Raw genomic sequence first — 24392 nt, 5'->3', positions numbered from 1 at the left:
AGGAACTGCCCCGGCACGAGGGCCGGGGCAGGGGCGTTACTTGATGCGCTGGCCTGGCTTGGCGCCGCTGTCCGGGCTCAGCAGGTAGATTTCTTCACCGCCAGGGCCGGCGGCCATGACCATGCCCTCGGACACGCCAAAGCGCATCTTCCGTGGCTTGAGGTTGGCAACCATCATGGTCAGGCGGCCTTCCAGCTTGGACGGGTCGGGGTAAGCCGACTTGATGCCGGAGAACACGTTGCGGCGCTCGTCACCGATATCCAGGGTCAGTTGCAGCAGCTTGTCGGCGCCGGCTACGGCTTCGGCCTTGACGATCAGTGCCACGCGCAGGTCAACGGCAGCGAATGTGTCGAACTCGATTTCTGCCGAAAGCGGGTCCTTGGTCAGCTCGCCATTGCCGGCCGGGGCCTTGGCTTCGGCGGCCAGCAGGTCTTCCTTGCTGGCTGCGACCATGGCTTCGACCTTGGCCGGTTCGATGCGGCTCATCAGTGCCTTGAACGGGTTCAGCTGGTGGTTTTCCAGGCGCGACAGGTGGTCGTTCCAGGCCAGCGGGGCAACGTTGAGGAAGGCCTCGGCGTCGGCGGCCAGCACGGGCAGCACGGGCTTGAGGAAGATCACCAGCTGACGGAACAGGTTGATGCCCTGGGCGCAGATGGCCTGCACTTCATCCTGCTTGCCTTCCTGCTTGGCCAGCGACCACGGTGCCTTGTCGGCGATCCAGGCGTTGGCGCGGTCGGCCAACGCCATGATCTCGCGCATGGCGCGGCCGAAGTCGCGGCCTTCGTAGGCTTCGGCGATAGACGGGGCAGCGGCCAGGAAGGCCTCGGTCAGCTCCGGTGCGGCATCGCCGGCCACCATCACGCCTTCATTGCCTTTGTGGATGAACCCGGCGCAGCGGCTGGCGATGTTGACTACCTTGCCCACCAGGTCGGAGTTGACCTTCTGCACGAAGTCTTCCAGGTTCAGGTCCAGGTCGTCGACACCACGGCCCAGCTTGGCTGCGTAGTAGTAACGCAGGTATTCCGGCTGCAGGTGGTCAAGGTAGGTGCGGGCCTTGATGAAGGTGCCGCGCGACTTGGACATCTTGGCGCCATTGACGGTCAGGTAGCCGTGCACGTTGACCGCGGTCGGCTTGCGGAAGCCGGCGCCTTCGAGCATGGCGGGCCAGAACAGGGCGTGGAAGTTGACGATGTCCTTGCCGATGAAGTGGTACAGCTCGGCCTTGGAGTCTTCCTTCCAGAAGGCGTCGAAGTCCAGCTCGGGACGGCGTGCGCACAGGTTCTTGAAGCTGGCCATGTAGCCGATTGGCGCGTCCAGCCACACGTAGAAGTACTTGCCCGGTTCGCCCGGGATCTCGAAGCCGAAATACGGCGCGTCACGGGAGATATCCCACTCCTGCAGGCCGGAATCCAGCCATTCGGCCAGCTTGTTGGCCACCGCATCCTGCAGGGTGCCGCTGCGGGTCCACTGCTGCAGCATGGCCTGGAAGTCGGGCAGCTTGAAGAAGAAGTGCTGCGAATCACGCAGTACCGGGGTGGCACCGGAAATCGCCGACTTTGGGTTCTTCAGCTCGGTAGGTGCGTAGGTGGCGCCGCATTTTTCACAGTTGTCGCCGTACTGGTCTTCGGCCGCGCACTTGGGGCAGGTACCCTTGATGAAGCGGTCGGCCAGGAACATGCCCTTTTCCGGGTCGAAATACTGGGTCACCGAACGGGTGGCGATGTGCCCGGCTTCACGCAGGCGCGTGTAGATCATGCTCGACAGTTCGCGGTTTTCTTCGCTGTGGGTGGAGTGGAAGTTGTCGAACTCCACCAGGAAGTCTGCGAAGTCGCCGCTGTGCTCGGCCTGGACGTTGGCGATCAGCTGTTCCGGCGTGATGCCTTCTTTTTCGGCACGCAGCATGATGGCCGAGCCGTGGGCGTCGTCGGCGCAGACATAGATGCACTGGTTGCCGCGCATTTTCTGGAAGCGGACCCACATGTCTGTCTGGATGTACTCGAGCATATGGCCAAGATGGATGGATCCATTGGCATAGGGCAGGGCGCTGGTGACGAGAATCTGACGTGGCTCGGACATGGTGGCTCGGCTACTTATCTGGCTACGGGGTAAAAATGAGGGTGATCGGCCACTATAAAGGGCCGGCGAAGATATTTCACCCCGCATGCGCATCTGCTGACGATTGACGGGTTAGGATAGGCGCCTGTTCTACATCAAGTTTGCCAATGGGAGTCTCCATGAGTGCCGTCACCCGTGCCGCCGTCGAAGGCGTGCTTCGCCAGTACACCGACCCCTACCTGAACCAGGACCCGGTCAGCGCCGGTTGCGTGCGCGCCATTGATATCCAGGGCGCGCAGGTCAGCGTGCAATTGCAGTTGGGGTATGCCGCCGGGCTGTTCAAGAGCGGCTGGGCCCAGGTGCTGCAGACCGCCATCGGCAACCTCGAGGGCGTCAGCAGCGCCCAGGTGTCGATCGATTGCCAGGTGGCCGCGCACAAGGCCCAGGCCCAGGTACCGGCCATGGCCAACGTCAAGAACATCATTGCCGTGGCCTCGGGCAAGGGTGGGGTAGGCAAGTCGACCACCGCGGCCAACCTGGCCTTGGCGCTGGCCCGCGAAGGCGCGCGCGTGGGTATTCTCGATGCCGACATCTACGGCCCAAGCCAGGGCGTGATGTTCGGTATTGCTGAAGGCACCCGCCCACAGATCCGTGACCAGAAGTGGTTTGTGCCGATCAAGGCCCATGGTGTGGAAGTCATGTCCATGGCGTTCCTCACCGACGACAATACGCCGATGGTCTGGCGAGGCCCGATGGTCTCTGGTGCGCTGCTGCAACTGGTGACCCAAACCGCATGGGACGACCTGGATTACCTGGTGATCGACATGCCGCCGGGTACCGGCGATATCCAGCTGACCCTGGCGCAGAAGGTGCCGGTGGCCGGCTCTGTGATCGTTACCACCCCGCAGGATCTGGCGTTGCTGGATGCCAAGAAAGGTGTGGAGATGTTCCGCAAGGTCAACATCCCGGTGCTCGGCGTGGTCGAGAACATGGCCGTGCATATCTGTTCAAACTGTGGTCATGCCGAGCATCTGTTCGGCGAAGGCGGTGGTGAGAAGCTGGCGAGCCAGTATGGCGTCGACCTGCTGGCATCGTTGCCGTTGTCGATGCTGATCCGCGAGCAGGCCGACAGCGGCAAGCCCACGGCGATTGCCGAGCCGGAAAGCCAGATTGCCATGGTCTATCAGGAACTGGCCCGCCAGGTGGGTGCACGGATCGTCTTGCAAGAAGCGGCGGCACCGGCGATGCCGAGCATTACCATCAGCGAAGACTGACGCATTTCCTGTGGGAGCGGCCTTGTGTCGCGAGAGGGCCGCAAAGCGGCCCCAGCAGTATTTGGTTGGATCACATATCTTGGGGGGTGCTTCGCCCCCCCTTTCGCGACACAAGGCCGCTCCTACACAGGCATAAAAAAACCCGCCAGAAGGCGGGTTTTTTTGAAAGCCAGGAAGCGAGATCGACTTAGGCGATCTGAACTTCTTCAGCCTGCATGCCTTTCTGGCCGCGGGTAGCGACGAAAGTAACAGCCTGGCCTTCTTTCAGGGTTTTGAAGCCGTCAGCTTGGATGGCTTTGAAGTGCACGAACAGGTCGTCGCCCGACTGAGGGGTGATGAAGCCGTAGCCTTTTTCATCGTTGAACCACTTAACGGTACCGTTTTGACGGTTGGACATTTTTCTGTCTCCTTGGACAATTTAAGAACGGTCAGGAAAAACCCTGCCCGGGACTGAGCGCAAAGAGAGCAGAAAATTCAGCGATGGGCCGATCAGGATCGTGCATCAAACTAGAGATTCTCGGTGTCACGTGCAGCACAGTGGCGCCACCTTACCCCACTTTCCGCAACCTGCCAATGGTCTGAGGATGCATTAGGCAAATTCGGATCGACGGTGGCTGCAGCCTCCGCTTGGCGCGGGATGCGGCATAGAACTTTAACCTGGGCGCCGGGACCGGTAAGATGCGGATCACGATTTTTACCACGCAACTCTTCAGGACACCCCCGCCATGAGCATCAAATCGGACAAGTGGATTCGCCGCATGGCGCAGGAACACGGCATGATCGAACCATTCGTCGAGCGCCAGGTGCGCGGCGAACAGGACAGCCGGGTCATTTCCTTCGGTGTCTCCAGCTACGGCTACGACGTGCGCTGCGCCGACGAATTCAAGGTTTTCACCAACATCAACTCGGCCACCGTCGATCCCAAGAACTTCGATGCCGGCAGCTTCGTCGATATCAAGAGCGACGTGTGCATCATCCCGCCGAACTCCTTCGCCCTGGCCCGCACCGTCGAGTACTTCCGCATTCCGCGTGACGTGCTGACCATCTGCCTGGGCAAGAGCACCTATGCCCGTTGCGGCATCATTGTCAACGTCACCCCGCTTGAGCCAGAGTGGGAAGGCCATGTGACGCTGGAGTTCTCCAACACCACCACGCTACCGGCAAAAATTTACGCCAACGAAGGCGTGGCACAGATGCTGTTCCTGCAGTCTGACGAAGAGTGCGAAGTGTCCTACAAGGACCGTGGCGGCAAATACCAGGGCCAGCGCGGCGTTACCCTGCCACGTACCTGACCCGACAAACGCGGGGAATTCCCCGTGCCTTTGGCACTCCAACGCAGTAATGCCGGTGCGCATGATGTGCATCGGCCTTCGTCAGGAGCCGCCAATGAAACTCCATCCCGCAATCAGTGCCAAGCTGGCAGGCCTGCAGCCAAACCACATCGGGTTGTTGCCCTGGTCACTGCTGGCGCACCCGCTGCCGATGCAGGCGGGGGGCGTGCCCCATCAGCCTGATCCCGATACGCCACAGCCACCGGAACCGGGTGAAACGCAACCCATGGAGCCGGGTGAGCCAACGTTGCCGGACGAGCCGCCGCCAGCGCCTGTAGCCTGAGCACTTTTACAGCGCCCAGACACGCCCTGCGCCGGCCAGGTATACGCGGCCGGTTGCGCCTGGTGCGATTGTCCAGCCGCCGGTGAATTCTCCGAATGCCGGTAGCAGGCTGACGCCTTCATCGATCAGGAAGCATGGCAATCGCACGCGCTGACGGGCCTTCCCGCGCAGGACGAAAGCCGGGTGTACATGGCCTGCCAGCACCGGGTGCATCGTGTGGGGCCGGGGCTCGTGCTGTAGCGCAAACGGCTCCAGTATCCAGGGTTCGTCCTGTACTTCAATGCGCAGCGAGGCGGGTGGATCGCCAGCGTTGCGATCGTGGTTGCCGCGTATCAGCACGATATGCAGGTGCGCATGCCGCTCCCGCCACACCTGAAGCCTGGCCAGCGTTGCGGGTGCGCGGGCGGTGCGCGCATGGAGAAAGTCGCCAAGGACGATGAGTTGCTCGCAGTCGTGCGCTGCCAGCAGGGCGTCTAGGCGGGCGAGGGTCGCTGCGGTGGTGCCGCGCGGTACTGGTTGATGCAGGGCGCGATAGCTGGCGGCCTTGCCGATGTGCAGGTCGGCAACCAGCAAGGCCCGGCGAGCAGGCCAGTAGATGGCCTTGTCGGCAAGCAGCCAAAGCGTCTGACCGCAGTGCTCGATGGGCTGATGGGTCATTCTGGCCCGCCTGCCGCGCGTTCAAGCTCGGCGACCATCCGGGCAATGCGGTCCGCCAGTTTTTCGGTGCTCAAGGTCTCGCGCATGCCCTCCACCAGCAAGGCAAAGGCCAACGGCCCTGGCCGTTTCAACATACGCATATCCAGTTGCAGGCCGTTCATTTTCAGCAAATGCCGATGCAGCCGTTCGATTTCCAGCTCCTCGCTCAGCACCTCATCCCGCGCCTGACCCAGCAGCAGATTCCCGGCGTCATGCTTGCGGAAAACCTCGTAGAACAGCCCACTGGACGCCTGGATCTGTCGGGTGCTTTTTTGCGCCGCCGGGTACCCGCCAAACACCAGCCCGGCTATCTGGGCGATCTCACGAAAGCGCCGCAACGCCATTTCTCCCGCATTCAGGCTGGCCAGCACATCTTCCAGCAGTTGCCCGGTTGCAAGCGCCTGAGGTAAGTGCGCCGCCCAGTCCACGTTACCGGGGCTGAGCAGTTCGAACCCGTAATCGTTGACAGCAATGGACACCGACAGTGGCTGCACGTGGCTGACCCGCCAGGCGATCAGGTTGGCCAGGCCCAGGTTGGCCATGCGCCCGGCAAACGGGTACAGGAACAAGTGCCAGCCCTGGCGGGATTTGAACGTCTCGGCCAGTAATGTGCCGGTGGTGGGCAACGCTGACCATTGGGCCTGTAGCGCCAGCAGCGGGCGCACCGCACGCATCTCAGGGCCGTCGAAGCGTTCATGGGCTGCGGCATCGAGCTGTTCGACCAACGCGTCGGCCAGTTCGCTCGACAGCGGCATGCGCCCGCCATTCCAGCGGGCCACCGCAGCCTTGCGCGCAGTGCTGCGACGCACATAGGCCGTCATGTTTTCCACGCGCACCAGTTCCAGCACGCGCCCGGCAAATACCAGCGTATCGCCGGGCCGCAGGCGTGAAATGAATGCCTCTTCAACACTGCCCAATGTCTTGCCCCCGCCGCCCTTGGACCAATATTTAAGTTGCAGGTTGGCATCGCTGACGATGGTGCCGATGCTCATGCGATGGCGCCGCGCCAAGCGCTCGCTGGCGACCCGGTAAATGCCATCGGCCTGGCGTTCGACACGCTGGTAGTCCGGGTAGGCGCTGAGTGAGCCGCCGCCGCGGCAGACGAAGTCCAGGGCCCATTGCCACTGGCTGTCGCGCAATGCGGCGAACGCCCAGGTGCTGCGCACTTCGGCCAGTAGCTGTTCGGCGTCAAAGCCACTGCCCAGGGCCATGCTGACCAAATGCTGCACCAGCACGTCCATGCACAGCCGTGGCGAGACGCGCGCTTCGATGTGCCCGGCCGCAAGTGCCTGGCGCGCCGCTGCGGCTTCCACCAGTTCCAGGCTGTGAGTGGGCACCAGGGTTATGCGCGAACGCCGCCCCGGTGCATGGCCGGAGCGGCCAGCCCGCTGCATCAGGCGGGCAATGCCCTTGGCCGAGCCGATTTGCAGCACCCGCTCCACCGGCAGGAAGTCCACGCCCAGGTCCAGGCTAGACGTACAGACCACTGCCTTCAGGCTGCCCTGCTTGAGGCTGCGCTCGACCCAGTCTCGGGTTTCCCGGGCTAGCGAGGCATGGTGCAAGGCAATCAGCCCTGCCCAGTCGGGGCGGGCTTCAAGCAGGGCCTGGTACCAGAGTTCGGCCTGGGCACGGGTATTGGTGAACACCAGGCAGCTGGCACTGGCATCGATCTCCTGGCTGACCTGGTCGAGCATCTTCAGGCCCATGTGGCCGGCCCACGGGAAGCGCTCTATTGCCGCCGGCAGCAGGGTATCGACCTGCAGCGCCTTGTCCTGGCGGCCCTGCACCAGCAGGCCGCCTTGCGGCAACAGCACCTCCAGCGCGTGTTGCAGGTTGCCAAGCGTGGCAGAGAGGCCCCAGGTGGGCAGGTCGGGGTGCCACTGGCGCAGGTGGGCCAGCGCCAGTTGCAGTTGTACACCGCGCTTGTTGCCCAGCAGTTCGTGCCATTCATCCACCACCACCAGGCGCAGCGTGGCGAAATCTTCGCGCGCCTGTGCCCGGGTCAGCAGCAATGTCAGGCTTTCGGGGGTGGTGACCAGCACGCTGGGCAGGCGCCGTGCTTGCCGGGCGCGTTCGGCGCTGCCGGTGTCGCCGCTGCGCACGCCTACACGCCAGGGCAGTTCAAGCTCATCGAGCGGCGCCTGCAAGGCGCGCGCAGTGTCGGCGGCCAAGGCCCGCATGGGCGTGACCCACACCACCTGCAAGGGCACAGGTTGGCTGCCCTGGGGCTTGGGCTTGAAAGCGCGAAGCGCGGCGAGCCACACGGCGTAGGTCTTGCCGGCGCCGGTGCTGGCGTGCAGCAGGCCAGACTCACCACGCTCGACAGCTGCCCACACGCGTCGCTGGAAAGCGAACGGCTTCCACCCTCGTTTGGCGAACCAGGCATTGGCAAGGTCGGTGGCGGCGGGCATGAGGCAGTGGTCCGTCGAAGGGTGTGCTTCTACAGACCATCCGCCAGGGGCAATGGTTTTACCGAATCAGTTGCCCAGCAGATAGCCGCTGCGGCACACCTGCTCGCCGGCCACATGGGCGATGACCATGCCAGCCGTTGCCATGCGCCGCACGCTGCGGGCGTACAGCAGGCCCGGCTGGCTGTTACGCACTGCGGTCACCCGGTCGCTGAGCGGGTCGATGATTTCCGCGATCAACTGGCCGGCTTCCAGGTGCTGACCGGGTTTGGCGTGATACACCAGCAAGCCGCCGAGTGGCGTCGACACCGGTTCCACAGCGGCCAGCGGCGTGGCGGGGTGGAGCAATGCTGGCAAGGAGGGGCTGGCGCCTTCGATTACACCCGCGTGGGTCAGGAAGTTGATTATCGCTTGGCAATCCTTGCTGGCCAGGTCATGACAAACATCCGCCTGGCCGCGCAACTCGACGGTCACCGAGCAGCAGCCCAGCGGAATCGGGAAGCGCTTGCCGAAGCGTTGCTGCAACTGCCACCAGACCAGGCTGAAGCATTCGTCGAACGACTGTCCGCCCGAGTCGGTGGCCAGCAGGCTGGCCTGGGCCCCCAGGTAGCGGGCCAGCGGCTCGATCTGCGGCCAGGCGTCTGGAGTGGTGTACAGGTGCTCGACCGCCTCGAAATCGCAGTGCAGGTCCAGCACCATGTCGGCGTCGCAGGCCAGCCGCTGCAGGATCAGGCGCTGGGCCTGCAGGGGTGTGCGGGCCGGGTGTGCGTCCAGCCCACGGCGCAGGTATTCGCGGATAAGTGCGATGTTGTGGGCCGGGTCCTGGGCCAGGTGTTCTTCGATCTGGTCGCCGATGCTGTCCGACAGGTCGACGAAATTGCGGTTGAAGTTCTCGCCGCTTTGCAGTTCGAAGCGCCCCAGTGGCGCATCCAGCAGCACTTGCTCCAGGCCGACCGGGTTGGCCACCGGTACCAGGATGATTTCACGTTGCAGGCGGCCTTGTTGTTCAAGGTCCGCCAGGCGGCGTTTGAGGTGCCAGGCCACCAGCATGCCCGGTAGCTCGTCGGCGTGCAGCGAGGCCTGTATATAGACCTTGCCACCACCGCGGGGGCCGAAGTGAAAGCTGTGCAGTTGGCGGGTGATGCCCGGAACGGGTGAGAGCAGGTCGTGTGTTGAATGGTGCATGGTGGTCCTGGATGCGTGGCGAATACGGTCTGCGACACGGGTCGGCACAAAGATAGAAGCATAGTTTTTGGCCTTGCGCCTCCATCGCTTGCGCCTCGATCACCGTGCTGGCCTCTTCGCGGGCATGCCCGCGAAAAGGCCCTCCGGGGGCCGAAACTGCCTCAGGCCAGCAATGCCTGCAGGGTCGCCAGGTCATCCGCCTCTTCCACCGGCTTGTCCAGCCGCCAGCGCAGCATGCGCGGAAAGCGCACGGCGATGCCGCTTTTATGGCGTTTCGATAATGCGATGCCTTCGAAGCCCAGTTCGAACACCAGCGTCGGCGTCACACTGCGCACCGGGCCGAAGGTTTCCACCGTGGTCTTGCGGATAATGGCGTCGACCTTGCGCATTTCTTCGTCACTGAGCCCGGAGTAGGCCTTGGCAAAGGGCACCAGTGCGCGCCCCTGTGTGCCGGCCGGTGCGTCCCACACGGCGAAGGTGTAGTCGCTGTACAGGCTGGCCCGCCGGCCGTGGCCGCGCTGGGCGTATATCAGCACGGCATCGACGCTGAACGGGTCGATCTTCCACTTCCACCAGGTGCCCATGTCCTTGGTGCGCCCAACGCCGTACAAGGCTTCACGTTGCTTGAGCATCAGGCCCTCGACACCCAGGCTGCGTGATTGCTCGCGCTGGCGGGCGAGGTCGGCCCAGTCCGGGCCATCAAGCAGGGGCGACAGCAGCACCGGGGCCAGTGGGTGGTCTTCCACCAACCGTTCCAGTTGCCGGCGGCGCTCGTGCTGCGGCCGGTTGCGCCAGTCCTCGCCTTGCCACTCCAGCAGATCGTAGGCTTGCAGCACCACCGGGGCATCGCTCAGCAATTTTTTGCCTAGCGTCTTGCGCCCGATGCGCTGCTGTAGCAGGGCAAAAGGCTGGACGGCCAGTTCAGCGGGGGTATCGCCTGGCTTCCATACCAGGATTTCACCATCCAGCACCACGCCATCGGGTAACGTCTGCGCCAGGCTGTGCAGCTCGGGGAAGCGTTCGGTAACCAGCTCTTCGCCACGCGACCAAACCCACAGTTGGCCTTCGCGCTTGACCACTTGGGCGCGGATGCCGTCCCATTTCCACTCGATCTGCCAGGCACTTGGCGGCCCAAGCAGTGTGTCGAACTGTTCCGTTGGCGCTTGCAGCGGGTGCGCCAGGAAGAACGGGTAGGGCTGGCCGCCGCGCTGGCTGTGTTCATCGGCCGACTCGGCTGCAACCAGCCTCTGGTAGCTGGCCGCTGTTGGACGGTGGCTGATATCGGTATAGCCGACCATCCGCTGGGCGATGCGTTTGGCGTCCAGCCCGGCCAGTTGTGCCAGGGCGCGGGTGACCAGCAGCTTGGACACGCCCACGCGAAAACTGCCCGTGATCAGCTTCAGGCACAGCATCAGGCTGGGGCGGTCCAGCTGCGCCCACAGCGGCTGCAGGCGCTGCTGAACCTGCTCAGGCGATAGCCCGCGCAGCGGCAGCAAATATTGCTCCACCCAGGTGGCAAGGCCTTCATTGCTGCCATCGGCGTGTACGGGCACCAACAGCGAAATGGTTTCGGCCAGGTCACCTACTGCCTGGTAGCTTTCTTCAAAGAGCCAGTCCGGCAACCCGGCCTGTGCCGTTGCCTGTTCGCGTAACACGCGCGTGGGCACCAGCTGGCGCGGGCGCCCGCCGGCCAGAAAGTACACGGCCCAGGCCGCATCCTCGGCGGGGGCACTGGCGAAATAGTCGCGCAGGGCCTCAAGCTTGGCATTGCTGGACGTGGTCGCGTCCAGGCGCAGGTACAACGTGGCGAAGGCTTTCATGGTGCAGGTTCGGTAGTGGCGACGTCGTCCTCGTCGCCGTACTCGGTGGCGAAGGCGCGGGCATCAAGGCCTTGTTCGTTGAGGTAGCGCACCAGCACATTGACCGAGCCGTGGGTAACCATCACCCGTTCGGCGCCGGTCTGGCCGATTGCCCACAGCAGGCCGGGCCAGTCGGCATGGTCCGAGAGCACGAAGCCCCGGTCCACGCCGCGCCGTCGGCGGGCGCCGCGCAACAGCATCCAGCCGCTGGCGAAGGCGTCGCTGTACTCGCCGAAGCGGCGCATCCAGCTGCTGCCACCGGCCGAGGGTGGTGCCAGGACCAGCGCCTGGCGCAGCAAAGGGTCGTTGCGCGGGATATCGCCGGCATAGTGGGTCTGCGGCAGGTGTATGCCGGCGTCCCGGTACACCCGGTTGAGCGGCTCGACGGCGCCATGCACGAGGATCGGGCCGATGCTGGGGTCCAGCCCATGCAGAATGCGCTGGGCCTTGCCGAAGGCGTAGCAGAACAGCACGCTGGCCTTGCCCTGTTCGCTGTTGGCCCGCCACCAGGCATTGATGCCGGCGAAGATCTCACCCTGGCTTGGCCAGCGGTAGATCGGCAGGCCGAAGGTCGATTCGGTGATAAAGGTGTGGCACGGCACCGGTTCGAAGGGGGTGCAGGTGCCATCGGGCTCTACCTTGTAGTCACCAGAGGCGACCCAGACTTGGCCCTGATGCTCCAGGCGCACCTGCGCCGAGCCCAGCACATGCCCGGCCGGGTGCAGGCTCAGGGTCACACCGTGGTGTATCAGGCGCTCGCCATAGGGCAGGGTCTGCAAATTGATACCCTGGCCCAGGCGGCTGCGCAGGATACCGGCGCCGGGGCTGGCGGTCAGATAATGGCCATTGCCGGTGCGTGCATGGTCACCGTGGCCATGGGTGATCACGGCGCGGTCCACCGGCCGCCAAGGGTCTATGTAGAAATCACCGGGCGGGCAGTAGAGGCCTTCGGGGCGGGCGATAACGAGGTCCATGGCATGGGCGCCGGTTTGGAGTTACCAGTTAGGAGCCATGCGGGTGAAAGGAAGTTCGACAGGAAATGGTTGGGGCTGCCAAGCAGCCCCAAAGCAGGCAATGCCGTTTATTTGCCGGGCACCAACGTAAGCCGCGGGTTGCCATACGCCCTGCCGAAGTTTTGCGGCTGTAGCGGCAGGCTCATGAAGCGCCCTTTGAACCAGGCATCCAGCCCGTCACTGTAGTGCGCGCTGGCCGGATTGCCGGACTGGCCGCTGCTGGTCAGCACCTGCAAAGGTTCGGCCTGGCCGAAGTCGACGATCATCCGCGCCGAGGCCGGCAGACGGGTGTCGAAGTCGCTGCCCCAGGCATACGGCGTGAGGGCCAGGGTCGTGAAATCGCCGCCAGCGGCCAGCGGCGAACGGCTGGTGGCATCGCCCAGGCCATGGTAGGCCGGTGCCGGCCAGCGGTACTGGTGCAGCTTGCCCCACTGCCAGGCGCGGCGGTCGGCACCCAGTTGTGCGGTGCCGGCATCCACCGCGCCAGCCAGGCTGCGGGCGAGGATGGTGGGTTTGTCTTCTTTCTGCGGGGTGCTGCGGTCATCCCAGAACGGGCTGTCGTCGCGCCCCAGCAGGTGATCGGCCTGCGCCGAGAACGACAACCGGGCATTGCTGACGAACGCCTGCCACGCCGGGCCGGACTCTGGGCCGAGGTCGTCGAGGAACGTTTGCCGTGCAACTTCCTGGAGGAACAGCTCGTACAGCGCTGCATCCGCCGACACCGGGCTCAGACGGCCGTCGAAAGCTTTCAGCCGGGCCAGCGCGTCTTTGGCCTTGTCGCGCTGTGCGGCGGGCAGGGCATCGATCGCCTGTTTCAGTGGCTGGGCCATGCCAGGGGCATCGAACATCTGCTTGAGCTTGGCGGCCAGCAGGGTCTCCTGATCGTTTTGCAGGGCCATCAGGCTGCGGCTGTCGTGGCGGCCATTGCCGGCCAGCTGGGCCAGGCGTTCAGCGCGTTCCGGGTAGTACCAGGTGCTGGACAACTGCATCCCATAGCCACGTGGCAGGCTGCGCTGGTTGGCGTGGCCGATCCAGCCGGCGGGTGGGTCCTGGTCGTAGGGGTGCAGCATTGGGTCGGCATAGCCGTCCCAGTCATAGCGCCCGTCCCAGCCCGGCGAGGGCAGCAGGCCCTGGCCTTCGCGGCGGTTGGGGTAACGGCCGCTGACCTGCCAGCCGATATGGTCGGGCTCGGCGAAGACGAAGTTGAGGGCGGCGGCGGTCACTTCACGGGTGCTGTCGAAGGCGCGCTCGACGTTCTTGGCACGGGTCAGGTCAAACAGTGCATCCAGGCTGCGGTCGCCCTTGAACTGTGGCAGGTTCAGCGCCAGGCCCAGGCTGGCGTTATCAGGTTGGGCCAGCAGGGTACCGTGGCGGGTGTCGTACATCACCTCGCGCAGCGGGCGCTGGCCCCGGACGAAGAAGGTTTCGCTACGGGCGCGGGCCGGCAGCCATTTGCCATCGGCGAGGTAGGTCAGCTGGCTGCCCTGGCGACGCAGTTGCTCCAGGTACAGGTCCTGGTTGTCGGCCATCACGGCGCTGCTGCTCCAGGCCAGCTTGCCGTTGTAGCCAGCCAGCACGATCGGCAGGCCGGGCAACGACAGGCCGGCAACCTGGTACTTGCCCGTGTGGATTTGTACCGGGCTCAGGGCCCAGGCGGCGCGGCTGTCGCTGGCCAGCAGGCTCTTGCCACTGCGGCTGCGCTGCGGGCCCAGCGCCAGGTTGGCAGAGCCCGGGCTGCCGAGCAGATCAAGGTCGGCCAGTTTCTGGCTGGCGGCCGCCAGCGCTGGCAGGCCCGGCAACTGGCTGGCCAGGTTCAGGCCCTTGAGCTTGTCCACTTCCGTTTCGGCCAACGGCTCATCCGGTGCACCTGGCAGCAACCAGGCCAGCTTGTCACTGCCGGCTTTCTGCGCCAGGGTCAGGGCGCTCAGTTCTTCCTGCAGGTTCACCGACTGGCTGAACGCGTACAGGCAGAAGATCAGCGCCGAGTCTTCGGGCTTCCAGTACTCGGGGCGATAGCCGCTGTTGGCAAGGTCGGCCGGCAGCTTGTCGCGGTAGCGGAACAGGTAGGCGTTGACCCCGCGTGCATACACTTCGAAGAAGCGCTTGAGCCGTGGCGATGCGTCGGCGTATTGCTGGGCGGCGCTCTGCTTGAGGTTGGCAGCGCGCATCAGGCGGTCGATGTCCAGCGCGTCGCTGCCGGCCAGTTCGGCCAGGCGGCCCTGGGCGAGCAGGCGCATGGCGACCATCTGTTCGATACGGTCGCCCGCGTGCACGTAGCCCAGGCTGAACAGCGCATCATGGAAGCTGCTGCTTTCGATCAATGGCGCGCCCATGGCGTTGCGGCGGATCGAGACGTTCTGCGCCAGGCCTTTGAGCGGCTGCACGCCGCTGGTCGGTGGCACGCTGTCCTGGTGGCCGCCCGTCTGGCAGCCGGCCAGCCCGAGCATGCCGAGCAGCGTGGCGGCGGTTGCAAACCGCAGGCGGAAGGGAGGAAAGGCGGGGGCGGCCATGACAAGGGCTCCTGCAAGGCGAGGCGGGTTTCGAAAGGCGCTAAGGTAGTAAGCGCGCAGGCGCCGTGCAAGGTCCTGTGTCGGTTTATTTGCCTGCGCGGGCTCAAACGTTGAAGTGGTCTGCCAGCGTGTCGGAAAAATGCGTGCAATTGATACGCGCATAGCGTCGGTAGTCACGGGTGACCGCGAATGCAGAGCCGGGCATCAGCAGAATCTTGTGCTGCTCCAGTTTGCGCACCAGGGGTTGCAGGTCGGGCAGGTCCGGGTGGTAGACCCAGAGGAACATGCCCCCTTGCGGCGCGATCTCGAACTGCCAGCCGCGCTCGAGCAACAATCGTTGGGTCTGGACTTGCTGCCGGATCAGGCGCTGCTGTACATCCTTCATGTGCCGGGCGTAGGTGCCGTCCGACAATATGGTGTTGACGAAGCGCTCGCAAAACGCAGGCACGGCCACGCAGGTCAGCAGTTTCAGTCGGGTCAGCGGTTCTATCAGGTCTTGCGAGCAGGCGATGAAGCCCACGCGCAACGAGGCGGACAGGCATTTGGAAAAACTGCCGATGTAGATGACCCGGTCAAGGTTGTCCAGCTCGGCGAAGGTCTGGCGCACGGCAGGGCTGAAGTCGCCATACACATCATCCTCGACCACGTAGAACTCGTGCTCCACCGCCAGGCGTAGCACGCTGAAGGCGTTGTGCGGGCTGATGTTGCTGCCGGTCGGGTTGTGGAAGGTGCTGTTGCAGAAGAACGCTCTGACCTTGTGGATGGCCAGGTAGCGCCGCATTTCCTCCACATCCGGCCCGTCCTGGGTCCGCCGGATACCGACGACGTGCCCACCCGCCAGCTGGATCAGCTTGATCAGGTTGCCGTTGCCCGGCTCGTCGACGAACACGTGGTCGCCTGGCTTGATCAGCAACCGGGCAACCAGGTCCAGGCCTTGCGTGGCGCCCAGGGTGGTCAGCAACTGGTTGGGTCGGGCTTCGACACGGGTCAGCCGTTTCATGTGCACGCACAGCTGCTTGCGCATGGGCAGGTAACCCTGGATGTCGCCGTACTCTGCCAGCGAGCTTTGCTCCAGCCGCGCGGTGCGGCGAATCGCCTTGGCCAGCAGCTCGGTGTCGCGCCACGCCGGCGGCAGCCAGCCGCTGCCCAGTTTGGTGTAGTGCTGGCCGCCCTGCAGCAGCCGGAACAGCGGATCGCCGGCCATGCACTCGGGCTCGTGGATCACGCTCGTCTGCCGGCTGCGGTTGGCGACGAAGTAGCCGCGGCCGGGCGAGGCCGTCAACACACCTTCGCTGACCAGCTGGGCATACGCCGATACCACGTCGTGGTAACTGAAATCGACGGCGGCCGTGAGTTTGCGAATGGAGGGCATGCGTTGCCCTGGCGACCACTCGCCTGCATCCAGGCGCTGTTTCAACAGGTGATGAAGGCTGGAGGGGTTCATGGCAGGTCCGAAACCGTTAGAAAAAAAAGCCTAACAGTTAACGGAAATGCTTGTCGACTGTTCGTTTGCAAATGGCCAGTACCTGCCACTATCCCCTTGTCGGAACTTTCGGCTGCCAGCAAAGGCGGCACTTTTAGCGTCTGTGCAGACCAGACAACTGGATATCAAGCCCATGCATACTATGGACATGCAATCTGCCGTCATTGCCAGGCTCCCTTTGCCTGACGAACTGGCGTCATTCAAAGTAGTCAAGAATCTTGTGACCTCGGCGTTATTGGAATGCTGTTCAATCGACGAGTTCGAAGCGCTGAAAGAAACACTGATTATTGAAAGTGTTTCCGAACAGGCCCATGCCGACTTGCAGGCCTTTGCCCAAAAAGATCCAGCGGCTGGCCGCGACCTGGTATTTATTGCAAGAACTTACACCTCTTATTCTGCGGTTTTGCATTATCGGCTTGCCCACTGGGTCTACTGCAATACGGCTTCTACCTACGGTGCTGGCGGCCAGTGCCTGGCCGCCATGATCTCCAGGCGCGGAAAAATGCTCTCGGGGGCGGAAATTCATTTCCGCAGCCGTATCGGTGCGCGATTCATCATCGATCACGGCATGGGCACCGTCATTGGTGAAACATCGACCATTGGTGACGATTGCTACGTGCTGGGCGGCGTCACCCTGGGCGCCCGCGGTATCAGTGACAACCCTTCGAGCCCCAGGCACCCGACCTTGGGCAACCGGGTACAGATCGGCGCGTTCGCCAGTGTGCTGGGTGCTATCCACGTCGGCGACGGCGCCTTCATCGGGCCGGGCTGCATCATTACCAAAGACGTCCCTGCCGCCGCCCGTGTGCAGGTAAAAACATCACTGCAGGTGGTATTGGAACCATGAATTCTCTGAATTATGAAGTGTTGCGCAATACCGAGAAACTTTATTACAAGGACCAATACCTGGCGGGTGCGAATACTCAAGTAACGCGGGTACACAGTGACGGTATCGAATTGCAGAGTACCGTGGCCTATCCCGAAGGTGGCGGCCAGGAAGCTGACGTCGGCACGATTGAACTGCCGATAGGCACTGTGCGCTTTGTCTGGGTTAAAAAACTCTACGGTAGCCCTATTCGCCTGGAAGGTTTCAAAGGCGGAAAACTGGGCGGCATCATTATTCACAGCCTGCACCCTGATGACTTGCACTTGCTGGATGAAGTCACCGTCGGCATGCCGGCCCGCATCACTATAGATATCGACCGACGCGAACGGTTGACACTGTCTCACAGTGCCAGTCACTTCCTGTATGCCGCCGCCATCAGCCTGCGTGAAGAACTGAAACAGTGGACCATCGGCTGCCATATCAAGGAAGACTCGGCGCGTTTCGACTTTCTGGTCGAAGACGCATTCACTGCCGAAGACGTGGTGGAGATAGAACGGCGTGCAAATGAGCTGATCGCCTGCGATGCGCCCATCGAACACTACGCGGTGCAGGGCCTGGAAGATGCGCGCCTGTGGACCTACAACGGCATCGAAATCCCGTGTGGCGGCACACACCTTGAGTCGCCTCGGCGGATCGGGCGCATGTCCGTGCGCCGCAAACGCCTGGGCAAAGGCAAAGAGCGGCTGATCTGCGTGTTCCCCGATGCCGAAATCGATGTTTCCACCTATCACGAGCCTGCGTTATGAACAGCACACTCCCGCGGCGTACCTACCTGTACTTCACCGCACAGTCGATCAACCTGACGTCCGCTGTCATGTCCGTGACCATGGCCGCCATCGTCGGGGCCGCATTGGCGCCGGCTGCTGCGTGGTCCACCGTGCCCTACGGGTTCCAGTTTCTCTGCCTGATGCTGGCAACGTACCCAGTCTCCAGGTTGATGAGCCGTATCGGTCGCAAGAAAGCCTTCATGCTGGGGTCGATCCCCTTGGCGGCTTCTGGTGTCAGCGGTTATCTGGCCGTGGAATACCAGCACTTCCAGCTGCTGGTACTGAGCCATTCAGCGTTGGGCGTTTATATCGCCTTCGCCAACTTCAACCGCTTCGCGGCCACTGACAACCTGGCCCAGAGCCTCAAGCCCAAGGCCCTTTCACTGGTGGTGGCGGGGGGCGTGATTGCAGCCGTGGTGGGGCCGACTCTGACGGAGTGGCTCAGGGACGTGGGTGGGTACCCGCTATTTTCGCTGTGTTATGCCTCGTTCGTTGGCCTTGCGCTGATGTCGCTGTTGATTGCCGTTTGCCTGCCCGACGATGCCGGCATCGCCAAATCCAGTCAGCACGCGGAAAAAACGGCCACTCCCCGCGAACCGTTCAGCCCGTCGGTGAAAGTTGCCATGGCGGTTGCGGCGCTGAGCTACGGGATCATGAACCTGCTCATGATTCAGGCATCGATGCACATGAAACACATGCATGAGGACTTCTCTGATGTCCGCCTGGCCATCCAGTGGCATGTGGTTGCCATGTTTGCACCGTCATTCTTTACCGGCGCAATCATCCAGAAGCTGGGCATCAAGACCACCATCTGTGCCGGGCTGGCACTGTTGATCGGTTGCTCGGCGCTGAATATCTGGTCGCACAGCTACGCCATGATGACCCTGGCGCTGATTGCCCTCGGGCTGGGCTGGAACCTGACGTATGTGGGCGGCGGCGCATTGCTGGCCCAGTCGCTGCAAAACAGCCCGGCAGCGATGCAGATGCAGGGCAAGAACGACCTCGCCATTGCCATTCTGGCAACCGTCGGTGCGTTCAGCCCTTCGCTGTTGCTGAGTACGGTTGGCTGGGATGGCACCAATGCCATCTGCATGGCCCTTTGCATCGGTTTGCTCTTCGCCACTGCCGGCCTGCTGCAGAACAAGGCCTGTCTGCACACTTCAATGGAAGGTAGCCGCAAATGAGCGAGCTCATCAGCGTCAGCGAACGCATCTACACCAAACTGGAAATGAACAACCCGGGCGGCAGCCACAAATACCGGGCAGCCCGGCACATTGTCGAGCATGCCCTGCGCAACGGCGACATCATCCCGGGTGTGACCACGGTCATTGAAAAAACCGGCGGCAGTTTCGGTTTCGGCTTGCTGGCGGCCTGCCACAAGTACCAGGTTGCCGTGGAACTGGCAGTAGGGCTTGGCTTCAGCCAGACCAAACGGGATTTGCTGGAGTGTTTTGGTGCCAGGCTGATCGGCAAAGAGATGCTGGTGGCCGGCGCCACACCCAAGGATGTCGTGATGCATCACCTGGAGAACCAGGCCGCACTGGGCAAGTCCTATTTCTACACCGATCAATTCAACAACCCGGTGGGCATTGAAGCCCATCGTTACCAGACGGCCAGTGAGCTTGCCGTGCAATTGACCAACGTCGGGGCCGGGCGGGAAATCCTGTTTGTCGGCTGCGCCGGCACTGGCGCAAGTTTCACAGGCATTACCCTGGGGCTGAAGGACCACGGTTTTGACGTTTCGACCGTGTTGGTCGACCCCAGCGGTTGTGATTCAAGGGCGGGCGTGTTCACGGACCATCGCTTTGAAGGCATGGCGGTGGGTGTTTGCCCACCCTTCATGGACTGGGCGCTGGTGGACGAACGGGCTCAGGTGCAGCACGCCGAAATGCTGGCTGCACAGCGCTGGTTCTACATGCAAAGTGGCATTTTCGTGGGGAATACCGCCGCAGCCTGCCTCGCCGTCGCCCAGCGCATGGCACAGCACCCGCGCTATGCAGCAACCACCCTGGTCACCATCGCCTATGACGCCGGCCTCTGGTACCAGGACTTGCTGGGGGCGACCCGGCGAAAGGCCGCGTAGCAGGTTTTGAATCGAGTCAGTCGATCAGGCGCCGTGGCACTTCTTGAACTTTTTCTCGCTACCGCACGGGCAAGGGTCGTTACGGCCAACGTCCTTCAGGGCGTTGCGTACCGGCTCCTGGTGGCCGTGGTTGCAGTGCGGGCCGTGTACATGGCCATGATCGTGGTGGTGGTCATGATCATGGTCGTGGTTGCAGTCAGGGCCATGAACGTGGGGTTGTTGAGACATTGCAGGGTTACTCCGGGATGTGATCGCCGGGGATTATCTCACCACTGCGCGATAAGTGCAGGTCCCGATGGATGACCAACCCGGTCGCCAGTTCGCCCTCCAAGGTGTAATGCAGCGGCTGCCTGCTTTTGAGCAGCTTGGCCAGTGGCTTGAGGTGCTGCCACAGGTTGGTGCGCGCGGTAATCTTGAAGGTGCGCCGGGCGTGCCCGCCCACGCTGCGCCAGACACTGGCTTCGTCCTGCACCAGCAGCAGGTCGTTGAGGCGTATTGCATACGACAGGTTGCGGATGAACAGGCGGCTGTCATTGGGGTTGTCGACCCGCAGGTGCAGCACGAACTCCTGCTCCAGCAACCTGGCCTTGACCGTTTCGACCTCGACCAGGTGCACTTCGGGTTCGCGCCAGTCGTCACCCCCCCAACTGGCACAGCCCGCCAGAAAGGCCAGGCATGCCGTCAGTGTGCAGGGCAGCAGCAGGCGGGCGCGGGCCATCATGCTCAGCTACCCACGTAACTGGCGCAGCATTTCTTGAATTTTTGCCCGCTGGCGCAAGGGCAGGGGTCGTTGCGCCCGGCCTTCAGCCCAACCGTAGGGTCGATGAAGTACCAGCGCCCGGCATGCTGGACGAATGCCGAACGTTCACGGTGCTGGTGATCGCCATCCTGGTCGTGCCAGCGCGCGGTGAAGGTGACAAACCCGTGCTCCGGCTGGCCGCCCAGTACTTCGGCGTCTTCCACCTCCAGGCCCAGCCAGGTGCTCTGGGCGCTCCAGGCCGCCATGGCGGCCTGGTCCAGTCCGGCTTGCTGGGCCGGCAGGGTGGTGGCCACCAGGTAGTCGACCAGGCCCAGCACGTAAGCGCTGTAGCGTGAGCGCATCAGCGTCTGGGCATCCGGTGCCGGGGTACCTGCATGGTAATGCCCGCAGCAGGCGTCGAGCAGGTTGCCACTGCCGCAAGGGCAGACCGAGACACTCATCATCACCACCAGTACTTGCCGAAGTTTTCAGGGTTGGCCCAGAACCTGGCGTTGAGCCAGTCCGGGACCTGCTTGTAGTCATGTAGATCATAGGTGAACAGGCTCAATACCTGCTGGTCACGGCAGAATTTCTCGCTGGCCGACAGCGCCAGGGCAAAGAAGTCGGTGTCTTGCCAGCCGCAGGCGGCCAGGTCGGCCAGCACCGCTACCCGGCTGGCATTGAGGTTGCGAATGCCGCCGAGCAGTTCCAGGCCGGTGCGCTTGGGCAGGTGTTCCAGGCAGTCCACCAGCACCGCCAGATCAAAGCGTTGGGCCGCCAGTTCGGCCGGCAGCGGGCCCGGGGCAGCCGTGGCGATCGTCACCCGGGGGTGCGCCTGGGCGAAGGCGTCCAGCGCCGGGAAGCGCGTACCGACCAGTAGCAGGCGTTGCGGGGTGAAGCGTTCGAGCAGGGCCGCGAGGGCTTGCTGCGGGGTGCGTTGGGAAAAACCGTCGGTCATTGCCAATCCTCGTTCAAGTCGTCCAAGACTAGCGGGCCGCGGCGTGTGGGCAAAGAGGCATGTGACCACGTCGTGGCTTATTGCTGGCAGGGTTGGAAAGCGCGGTCTTTACTCCCAGAGATCGGCCTTATGCCGATTCCCCCTAGGAGAAGCAATGAAATGAGCATAGTACGCACAGCGTTACCCCTGGTACTGCTCACCAGTGTGTTGACTGGTTGTGCAGGTTTGCAAAAAACCGACTGGCCGAAATGTGCCGCCGTCGGGGGTGTAGGCGGCGCCGCTTTGGGCGCTATTGAAAGTTCCAGCTGGGCTGGCTGGGGTGCGTTGCTGGGCGGTGGCCTGGCGGCGGGCTACTGCTGGGCCCATGGCGATGGCGACGAGGATGGCGACGGCGTGCCGGATAGCCGTGACAAGTGCCCGGGCACCCCGCGTGGTGTGCAGGTCGATGCCAACGGGTGCCCGCCTGAGCCGGTAGCGGTGGTGGAAGAAGTGGTGGTGCAGAAGGAAGAAGTCATCGTCATCCGCGATGTGCACTTCGAGTTCGATTCCGCGCGCCTGACCGCCAGTGACAAAGAGCGCCTCAATACCATTGCCACGCGCCTGAAACAGGAAGCGCCGTCTGCCCGCCTGAGCGTCAGCGGCCATACCGACAGCGTCGGCTCCGACAGTTACAACCAGAAACTGTCCGAGCGCCGCGCCCACTCGGTGACCGATTACCTGGTCGAGAGCGGTGTACCGCGCAGCAGCTTCGTTTCGGTGGTCGGTGCTGGTGAAACCCAGCCGGTGGCGGACAATGCCACGGCCGACGGGCGTGCCATGAACCGCCGTACCGAAATCAAGATCCAGCGGTAGACGGTGTGCGCCCGTGCCTTGAGCAGTGGCGCGGGCGCGTCTTCATGCCAGTCAGCCGTTCGTGGCCGATGACACAGGAGCATTCAGCATGAGTGTGACGTCGAAGGCGGCATTGCCGCTGTTGGTGGCTGCCAGCCTGCTCGCGGGTTGTGCAACCCACAGCGATGGTAGTGCGCCGCTCAACCAAAGGACCTGGCCCATCTGCAGCCTGCTGGGCGGCCTGGTCGGTGGCGGCCTGGGCGCTATTGAAAGTTCTACCTGGGCCGCAGGTGGCGGTGCCCTGGGCGCTATCGCCGGTGGGCTGATCTGTTACGCCCAGGATGGCGACGAAGATGGCGACGGTATTTTCGACCGCCGCGATCGTTGCCCCGATACCCCCGCCAACACTGCAGTCGACCACATGGGTTGCCCGCTGAAGGAGTACCCGGCAGCGGCGCCTGCCACTGCACCTGAGCCCTCGCCAGAGGTGATCATCCTCGATGACAACGGTGCGGTGATGTTTGCCTTCGATTCCGCTGACCTGACCCCGGCGGCGCAGCAACGCCTGCAAGGCCTGGTGGTAAAACTCGACTCGCCGACGATAGCCAAGGTGAGTGTGATCGGGCACACCGACAACGTGGGTTCCGATAGCTACAACCAGGCGCTTTCCGAGCGCCGTGCCAGCAGCGTTGCCGAGTACCTGATCAGTCAGGGCCTGGAGCCGGGCAAGGTCACCAGCCAGGGCCGCGGAGAAAGCCAGCCGATCACCGATAACGAAAGCGAGGAGGGCCGCGCGCGCAACCGACGGGTGGAGCTGCACCTCAACTGAGCGCTGCTGGCGCCTGACTTGGCATTGCAGTTAATGTGGGTCGCACGGCCCGCTCGAACGGGCCGCCTCGACATAACAACATTCAATAGGGGCGGGGTATGAAGTTCATCCTGGGCCTGGGCAAGGTCCTGACGGTCGCTTTCTGGGGTGTGGCGTTGTTCAATCAGCTGATGCCACAACCTGTGCCTTTCAATCTGTTGATCAATGCCGCTGGCATCGTCCTGTTCGGCTTGCACCTGCTCGAGGTGCTGTTCTTCAATGGCAGCCTGCGTGGGCGCAGCCACCGCTGGTTCGACCGTTTGCAGATCCTGCTGACAGGTATCTTCCATGTCATGTCCATTCCCCGTGCGCAGGAGGCGCCGCGAAATGCGTAATCTGATGTTGCTGGCCATGTTGGCCGCTCCCCTGGCCCAGGCTGAAAGCCTGGAGGTCGCCGCCAATTCCATGCTGCGCCTGCCCGACAAGTCGGCCAGCGTGCACTTCACGCACCTGCGTGTCGCGGATGCGGCAACCCTGTTGCTGCCTGCCTCGCTTGCGCAATTGACGGTCGACCAGCTGGAACTGGGGCGTGATGCGCGCATCGCCATCGCACCCTCCGATAGCCCCCTGGTGATCGAGGCGCGTAGCGCGAAGTTGGGTGAGGGCAGTGAATTCAGTGCCCCCGGGGCGGCGGGTAGTTATCAGCGGGCAGCTCGTCCGGGCCGCAGCCTGGACCTGAAACTGGCTGAAGTGGATGCCGAACGGGTGGCGATCGATGCCCGTGGTGGCGCGGGCGCTCCGGGTTATGTGGGGCTTGATGGTGGCAACGGCCAGGCGGGTGGCTGCACCTGGGGCCAGGCCAGTCGTGGTGCCAATGGCGATAACGGCGGCGACGGGCATGATGGCGCGCCGGGAGGGCGCATTCGCCTGAGCGTGCCGCAGGGCTTCGCGCAAGAGCGCGTTGTCGTGCGCCTGGATGGTGGCGCCCCAGGCAAGCCCGGGGCGGCGGGCAAGGCGGGTAAAGGGGGAGCTAGCAAGGGTTGCCTGGTGTACAGCACCGATGCTGGCGCCAATGGCCGGCCAGGGCAGCCTGGGCAGCCCGGCCTGGCAGGCGCCGCAGGTGAGCTGATTCTGCAGCACCTGTGAACCTTTTTGGCTGCGAAGTTCTCGCGAGGGAAATTGCAGCGCCTATGCGATCGAGCGCCGCCCGCGCGGCGCTCGAT

Annotated in this window: 24 protein-coding genes; 11 read left to right on the top strand and 13 right to left on the bottom strand. The window is 63.5% G+C overall.

Annotated features, from left to right (window positions below; genetic code table 11):
* Positions 1 to 36 precede the first annotated feature (36 nt).
* Entirely contained in the window at positions 37 to 2076 is a 2040-nt protein-coding gene (gene metG, locus MRBLPB4O_RS22205; protein ID WP_016498224.1) for a methionine--tRNA ligase, read from the bottom strand.
* Between the two features lie 158 nt (positions 2077 to 2234).
* Here metG and apbC point away from each other — a divergent pair, with 158 nt between their 5' ends.
* Positions 2235 to 3329 carry an iron-sulfur cluster carrier protein ApbC gene (apbC, locus tag MRBLPB4O_RS22200; protein ID WP_341796616.1) on the top strand — a complete coding sequence of 365 codons (1095 nt, stop codon included), beginning with the start codon at positions 2235 to 2237 and terminating at the stop codon, positions 3327 to 3329.
* A 187-nt stretch (positions 3330 to 3516) separates the two neighbouring features.
* Here the strand turns inward: apbC and MRBLPB4O_RS22195 are convergent, their stop codons facing one another.
* Positions 3517 to 3726 carry a cold-shock protein gene (locus MRBLPB4O_RS22195; RefSeq protein WP_012273869.1) on the bottom strand — a complete coding sequence of 70 codons (210 nt, stop codon included), beginning with the start codon at positions 3724 to 3726 and terminating at the stop codon, positions 3517 to 3519.
* A gap of 328 nt (positions 3727 to 4054) precedes the next feature.
* Here MRBLPB4O_RS22195 and dcd point away from each other — a divergent pair, with 328 nt between their 5' ends.
* Both dcd and MRBLPB4O_RS22185 read left to right on the top strand, forming a co-directional pair.
* Positions 4055 to 4621: a dCTP deaminase gene (gene dcd, locus MRBLPB4O_RS22190; protein WP_003258001.1), complete on the top strand. Its 567-nt coding sequence runs from the start codon at positions 4055 to 4057 to the stop codon at positions 4619 to 4621.
* 94 nt (positions 4622 to 4715) lie between these two features.
* Positions 4716 to 4943: a hypothetical protein gene (locus tag MRBLPB4O_RS22185; RefSeq protein WP_016498226.1), complete on the top strand. Its 228-nt coding sequence runs from the start codon at positions 4716 to 4718 to the stop codon at positions 4941 to 4943.
* Between the two features lie 6 nt (positions 4944 to 4949).
* Here MRBLPB4O_RS22185 and pdeM read toward each other — a convergent pair whose 3' ends face one another.
* The 7 genes from pdeM to MRBLPB4O_RS22150 form a co-directional block, all read right to left on the bottom strand.
* A complete protein-coding gene (gene pdeM, locus MRBLPB4O_RS22180) occupies positions 4950 to 5600 on the bottom strand; it encodes a ligase-associated DNA damage response endonuclease PdeM (RefSeq protein WP_341796615.1) in 651 nt (216 codons plus the stop codon).
* Positions 5597 to 8050, bottom strand: a complete 2454-nt coding sequence (locus MRBLPB4O_RS22175; RefSeq protein ID WP_341796614.1) for a ligase-associated DNA damage response DEXH box helicase — start codon at positions 8048 to 8050, stop codon at positions 5597 to 5599. Before MRBLPB4O_RS22175 ends, pdeM begins: the two co-directional genes overlap by 4 nt.
* Positions 8051 to 8116: 66 nt before the next feature.
* Entirely contained in the window at positions 8117 to 9232 is a 1116-nt protein-coding gene (locus MRBLPB4O_RS22170; protein WP_341796613.1) for a succinylglutamate desuccinylase/aspartoacylase family protein, read from the bottom strand.
* A 161-nt stretch (positions 9233 to 9393) separates the two neighbouring features.
* Positions 9394 to 11052, bottom strand: coding sequence for an ATP-dependent DNA ligase (locus MRBLPB4O_RS22165; protein WP_341796612.1), 1659 nt, complete (start codon positions 11050 to 11052; stop codon positions 9394 to 9396).
* Complete coding sequence (locus MRBLPB4O_RS22160; RefSeq protein WP_084966543.1) at positions 11049 to 12065, bottom strand: ligase-associated DNA damage response exonuclease; 1017 nt, start codon at positions 12063 to 12065, stop codon at positions 11049 to 11051. Before MRBLPB4O_RS22160 ends, MRBLPB4O_RS22165 begins: the two co-directional genes overlap by 4 nt.
* Positions 12066 to 12172: 107 nt before the next feature.
* Complete coding sequence (locus MRBLPB4O_RS22155) at positions 12173 to 14614, bottom strand: penicillin acylase family protein (protein ID WP_341796611.1); 2442 nt, start codon at positions 14612 to 14614, stop codon at positions 12173 to 12175.
* 103 nt (positions 14615 to 14717) lie between these two features.
* Positions 14718 to 16058: a PLP-dependent aminotransferase family protein gene (locus MRBLPB4O_RS22150; protein WP_016498233.1), complete on the bottom strand. Its 1341-nt coding sequence runs from the start codon at positions 16056 to 16058 to the stop codon at positions 14718 to 14720.
* 172 nt (positions 16059 to 16230) lie between these two features.
* Between MRBLPB4O_RS22150 and MRBLPB4O_RS22145 the strand changes: the two genes are divergently transcribed.
* From MRBLPB4O_RS22145 to MRBLPB4O_RS22130, 4 genes are read left to right on the top strand one after another with little or no spacing between them, the layout of a single operon-like run.
* Positions 16231 to 16944 (top strand): serine O-acetyltransferase, encoded by a 714-nt coding sequence (locus tag MRBLPB4O_RS22145; RefSeq protein WP_016498234.1) that lies wholly within the window; start codon positions 16231 to 16233, stop codon positions 16942 to 16944.
* A complete protein-coding gene (locus MRBLPB4O_RS22140) occupies positions 16941 to 17729 on the top strand; it encodes an alanyl-tRNA editing protein (RefSeq protein WP_341796610.1) in 789 nt (262 codons plus the stop codon). Before MRBLPB4O_RS22145 ends, MRBLPB4O_RS22140 begins: the two co-directional genes overlap by 4 nt.
* Positions 17726 to 18934, top strand: coding sequence for an MFS transporter (locus MRBLPB4O_RS22135; RefSeq protein ID WP_341796609.1), 1209 nt, complete (start codon positions 17726 to 17728; stop codon positions 18932 to 18934). Before MRBLPB4O_RS22140 ends, MRBLPB4O_RS22135 begins: the two co-directional genes overlap by 4 nt.
* Entirely contained in the window at positions 18931 to 19833 is a 903-nt protein-coding gene (locus tag MRBLPB4O_RS22130; RefSeq protein ID WP_341796608.1) for a pyridoxal-phosphate dependent enzyme, read from the top strand. Before MRBLPB4O_RS22135 ends, MRBLPB4O_RS22130 begins: the two co-directional genes overlap by 4 nt.
* Positions 19834 to 19857: 24 nt before the next feature.
* Here the strand turns inward: MRBLPB4O_RS22130 and MRBLPB4O_RS22125 are convergent, their stop codons facing one another.
* The 4 genes from MRBLPB4O_RS22125 to MRBLPB4O_RS22110 are packed head-to-tail and all read right to left on the bottom strand — an operon-like array spanning position 19858 to position 21530.
* Complete coding sequence (locus MRBLPB4O_RS22125) at positions 19858 to 20061, bottom strand: SEC-C metal-binding domain-containing protein (RefSeq protein WP_019471879.1); 204 nt, start codon at positions 20059 to 20061, stop codon at positions 19858 to 19860.
* Between the two features lie 7 nt (positions 20062 to 20068).
* Positions 20069 to 20554 carry an LEA type 2 family protein gene (locus MRBLPB4O_RS22120; protein ID WP_341796607.1) on the bottom strand — a complete coding sequence of 162 codons (486 nt, stop codon included), beginning with the start codon at positions 20552 to 20554 and terminating at the stop codon, positions 20069 to 20071.
* A gap of 2 nt (positions 20555 to 20556) precedes the next feature.
* Positions 20557 to 21033 (bottom strand): YchJ family protein, encoded by a 477-nt coding sequence (locus MRBLPB4O_RS22115; protein WP_341796606.1) that lies wholly within the window; start codon positions 21031 to 21033, stop codon positions 20557 to 20559.
* A 2-nt stretch (positions 21034 to 21035) separates the two neighbouring features.
* Entirely contained in the window at positions 21036 to 21530 is a 495-nt protein-coding gene (locus tag MRBLPB4O_RS22110; RefSeq protein ID WP_341796605.1) for a DUF6231 family protein, read from the bottom strand.
* 159 nt (positions 21531 to 21689) lie between these two features.
* Between MRBLPB4O_RS22110 and MRBLPB4O_RS22105 the strand changes: the two genes are divergently transcribed.
* The 4 genes from MRBLPB4O_RS22105 to MRBLPB4O_RS22090 all read left to right on the top strand — a co-directional run bounded on the left by MRBLPB4O_RS22105 (position 21690) and on the right by MRBLPB4O_RS22090 (position 24315).
* Positions 21690 to 22382: an OmpA family protein gene (locus MRBLPB4O_RS22105; RefSeq protein WP_338744993.1), complete on the top strand. Its 693-nt coding sequence runs from the start codon at positions 21690 to 21692 to the stop codon at positions 22380 to 22382.
* Positions 22383 to 22470: 88 nt separating this feature from the next.
* The gene (locus tag MRBLPB4O_RS22100; protein WP_341796604.1) at positions 22471 to 23190 is read left to right on the top strand and encodes an OmpA family protein; all 720 of its coding nucleotides are present in this window, start codon (positions 22471 to 22473) and stop codon (positions 23188 to 23190) included.
* A gap of 98 nt (positions 23191 to 23288) precedes the next feature.
* Positions 23289 to 23564: a DUF1145 domain-containing protein gene (locus MRBLPB4O_RS22095; RefSeq protein ID WP_341796603.1), complete on the top strand. Its 276-nt coding sequence runs from the start codon at positions 23289 to 23291 to the stop codon at positions 23562 to 23564.
* On the top strand, positions 23557 to 24315 hold the full coding sequence (locus tag MRBLPB4O_RS22090) for a collagen-like protein (protein ID WP_341796602.1): 759 nt from the start codon (positions 23557 to 23559) through the stop codon (positions 24313 to 24315). The genes MRBLPB4O_RS22095 and MRBLPB4O_RS22090 overlap by 8 nt, the downstream gene beginning before the upstream one ends.
* Positions 24316 to 24392 lie beyond the last annotated feature (77 nt).

Source organism: Pseudomonas sp. LPB4.O, from assembly GCF_038383825.1.
Lineage (GTDB): Bacteria > Pseudomonadota > Gammaproteobacteria > Pseudomonadales > Pseudomonadaceae > Aquipseudomonas > Aquipseudomonas putida.
The sequence above is the reverse complement of the archived record's forward strand: the minus strand, read 5'-3'. Positions and strand labels throughout refer to the sequence as shown.

Coding starts and splice junctions, on each gene's coding strand:
- metG (WP_016498224.1), bottom strand. CDS start 2,076: ATGTCCGAGCCACGTCAGATTCTCGTCACCAGCGCCCTGCCCTATGCC.
- apbC (WP_341796616.1), top strand. CDS start 2,235: ATGAGTGCCGTCACCCGTGCCGCCGTCGAAGGCGTGCTTCGCCAGTAC.
- MRBLPB4O_RS22195 (WP_012273869.1), bottom strand. CDS start 3,726: ATGTCCAACCGTCAAAACGGTACCGTTAAGTGGTTCAACGATGAAAAA.
- dcd (WP_003258001.1), top strand. CDS start 4,055: ATGAGCATCAAATCGGACAAGTGGATTCGCCGCATGGCGCAGGAACAC.
- MRBLPB4O_RS22185 (WP_016498226.1), top strand. CDS start 4,716: ATGAAACTCCATCCCGCAATCAGTGCCAAGCTGGCAGGCCTGCAGCCA.
- pdeM (WP_341796615.1), bottom strand. CDS start 5,600: ATGACCCATCAGCCCATCGAGCACTGCGGTCAGACGCTTTGGCTGCTT.
- MRBLPB4O_RS22175 (WP_341796614.1), bottom strand. CDS start 8,050: ATGCCCGCCGCCACCGACCTTGCCAATGCCTGGTTCGCCAAACGAGGG.
- MRBLPB4O_RS22170 (WP_341796613.1), bottom strand. CDS start 9,232: ATGCACCATTCAACACACGACCTGCTCTCACCCGTTCCGGGCATCACC.
- MRBLPB4O_RS22165 (WP_341796612.1), bottom strand. CDS start 11,052: ATGAAAGCCTTCGCCACGTTGTACCTGCGCCTGGACGCGACCACGTCC.
- MRBLPB4O_RS22160 (WP_084966543.1), bottom strand. CDS start 12,065: ATGGACCTCGTTATCGCCCGCCCCGAAGGCCTCTACTGCCCGCCCGGT.
- MRBLPB4O_RS22155 (WP_341796611.1), bottom strand. CDS start 14,614: ATGGCCGCCCCCGCCTTTCCTCCCTTCCGCCTGCGGTTTGCAACCGCC.
- MRBLPB4O_RS22150 (WP_016498233.1), bottom strand. CDS start 16,058: ATGAACCCCTCCAGCCTTCATCACCTGTTGAAACAGCGCCTGGATGCA.
- MRBLPB4O_RS22145 (WP_016498234.1), top strand. CDS start 16,231: ATGCATACTATGGACATGCAATCTGCCGTCATTGCCAGGCTCCCTTTG.
- MRBLPB4O_RS22140 (WP_341796610.1), top strand. CDS start 16,941: ATGAATTCTCTGAATTATGAAGTGTTGCGCAATACCGAGAAACTTTAT.
- MRBLPB4O_RS22135 (WP_341796609.1), top strand. CDS start 17,726: ATGAACAGCACACTCCCGCGGCGTACCTACCTGTACTTCACCGCACAG.
- MRBLPB4O_RS22130 (WP_341796608.1), top strand. CDS start 18,931: ATGAGCGAGCTCATCAGCGTCAGCGAACGCATCTACACCAAACTGGAA.
- MRBLPB4O_RS22125 (WP_019471879.1), bottom strand. CDS start 20,061: ATGTCTCAACAACCCCACGTTCATGGCCCTGACTGCAACCACGACCAT.
- MRBLPB4O_RS22120 (WP_341796607.1), bottom strand. CDS start 20,554: ATGATGGCCCGCGCCCGCCTGCTGCTGCCCTGCACACTGACGGCATGC.
- MRBLPB4O_RS22115 (WP_341796606.1), bottom strand. CDS start 21,033: ATGAGTGTCTCGGTCTGCCCTTGCGGCAGTGGCAACCTGCTCGACGCC.
- MRBLPB4O_RS22110 (WP_341796605.1), bottom strand. CDS start 21,530: ATGACCGACGGTTTTTCCCAACGCACCCCGCAGCAAGCCCTCGCGGCC.
- MRBLPB4O_RS22105 (WP_338744993.1), top strand. CDS start 21,690: ATGAGCATAGTACGCACAGCGTTACCCCTGGTACTGCTCACCAGTGTG.
- MRBLPB4O_RS22100 (WP_341796604.1), top strand. CDS start 22,471: ATGAGTGTGACGTCGAAGGCGGCATTGCCGCTGTTGGTGGCTGCCAGC.
- MRBLPB4O_RS22095 (WP_341796603.1), top strand. CDS start 23,289: ATGAAGTTCATCCTGGGCCTGGGCAAGGTCCTGACGGTCGCTTTCTGG.
- MRBLPB4O_RS22090 (WP_341796602.1), top strand. CDS start 23,557: ATGCGTAATCTGATGTTGCTGGCCATGTTGGCCGCTCCCCTGGCCCAG.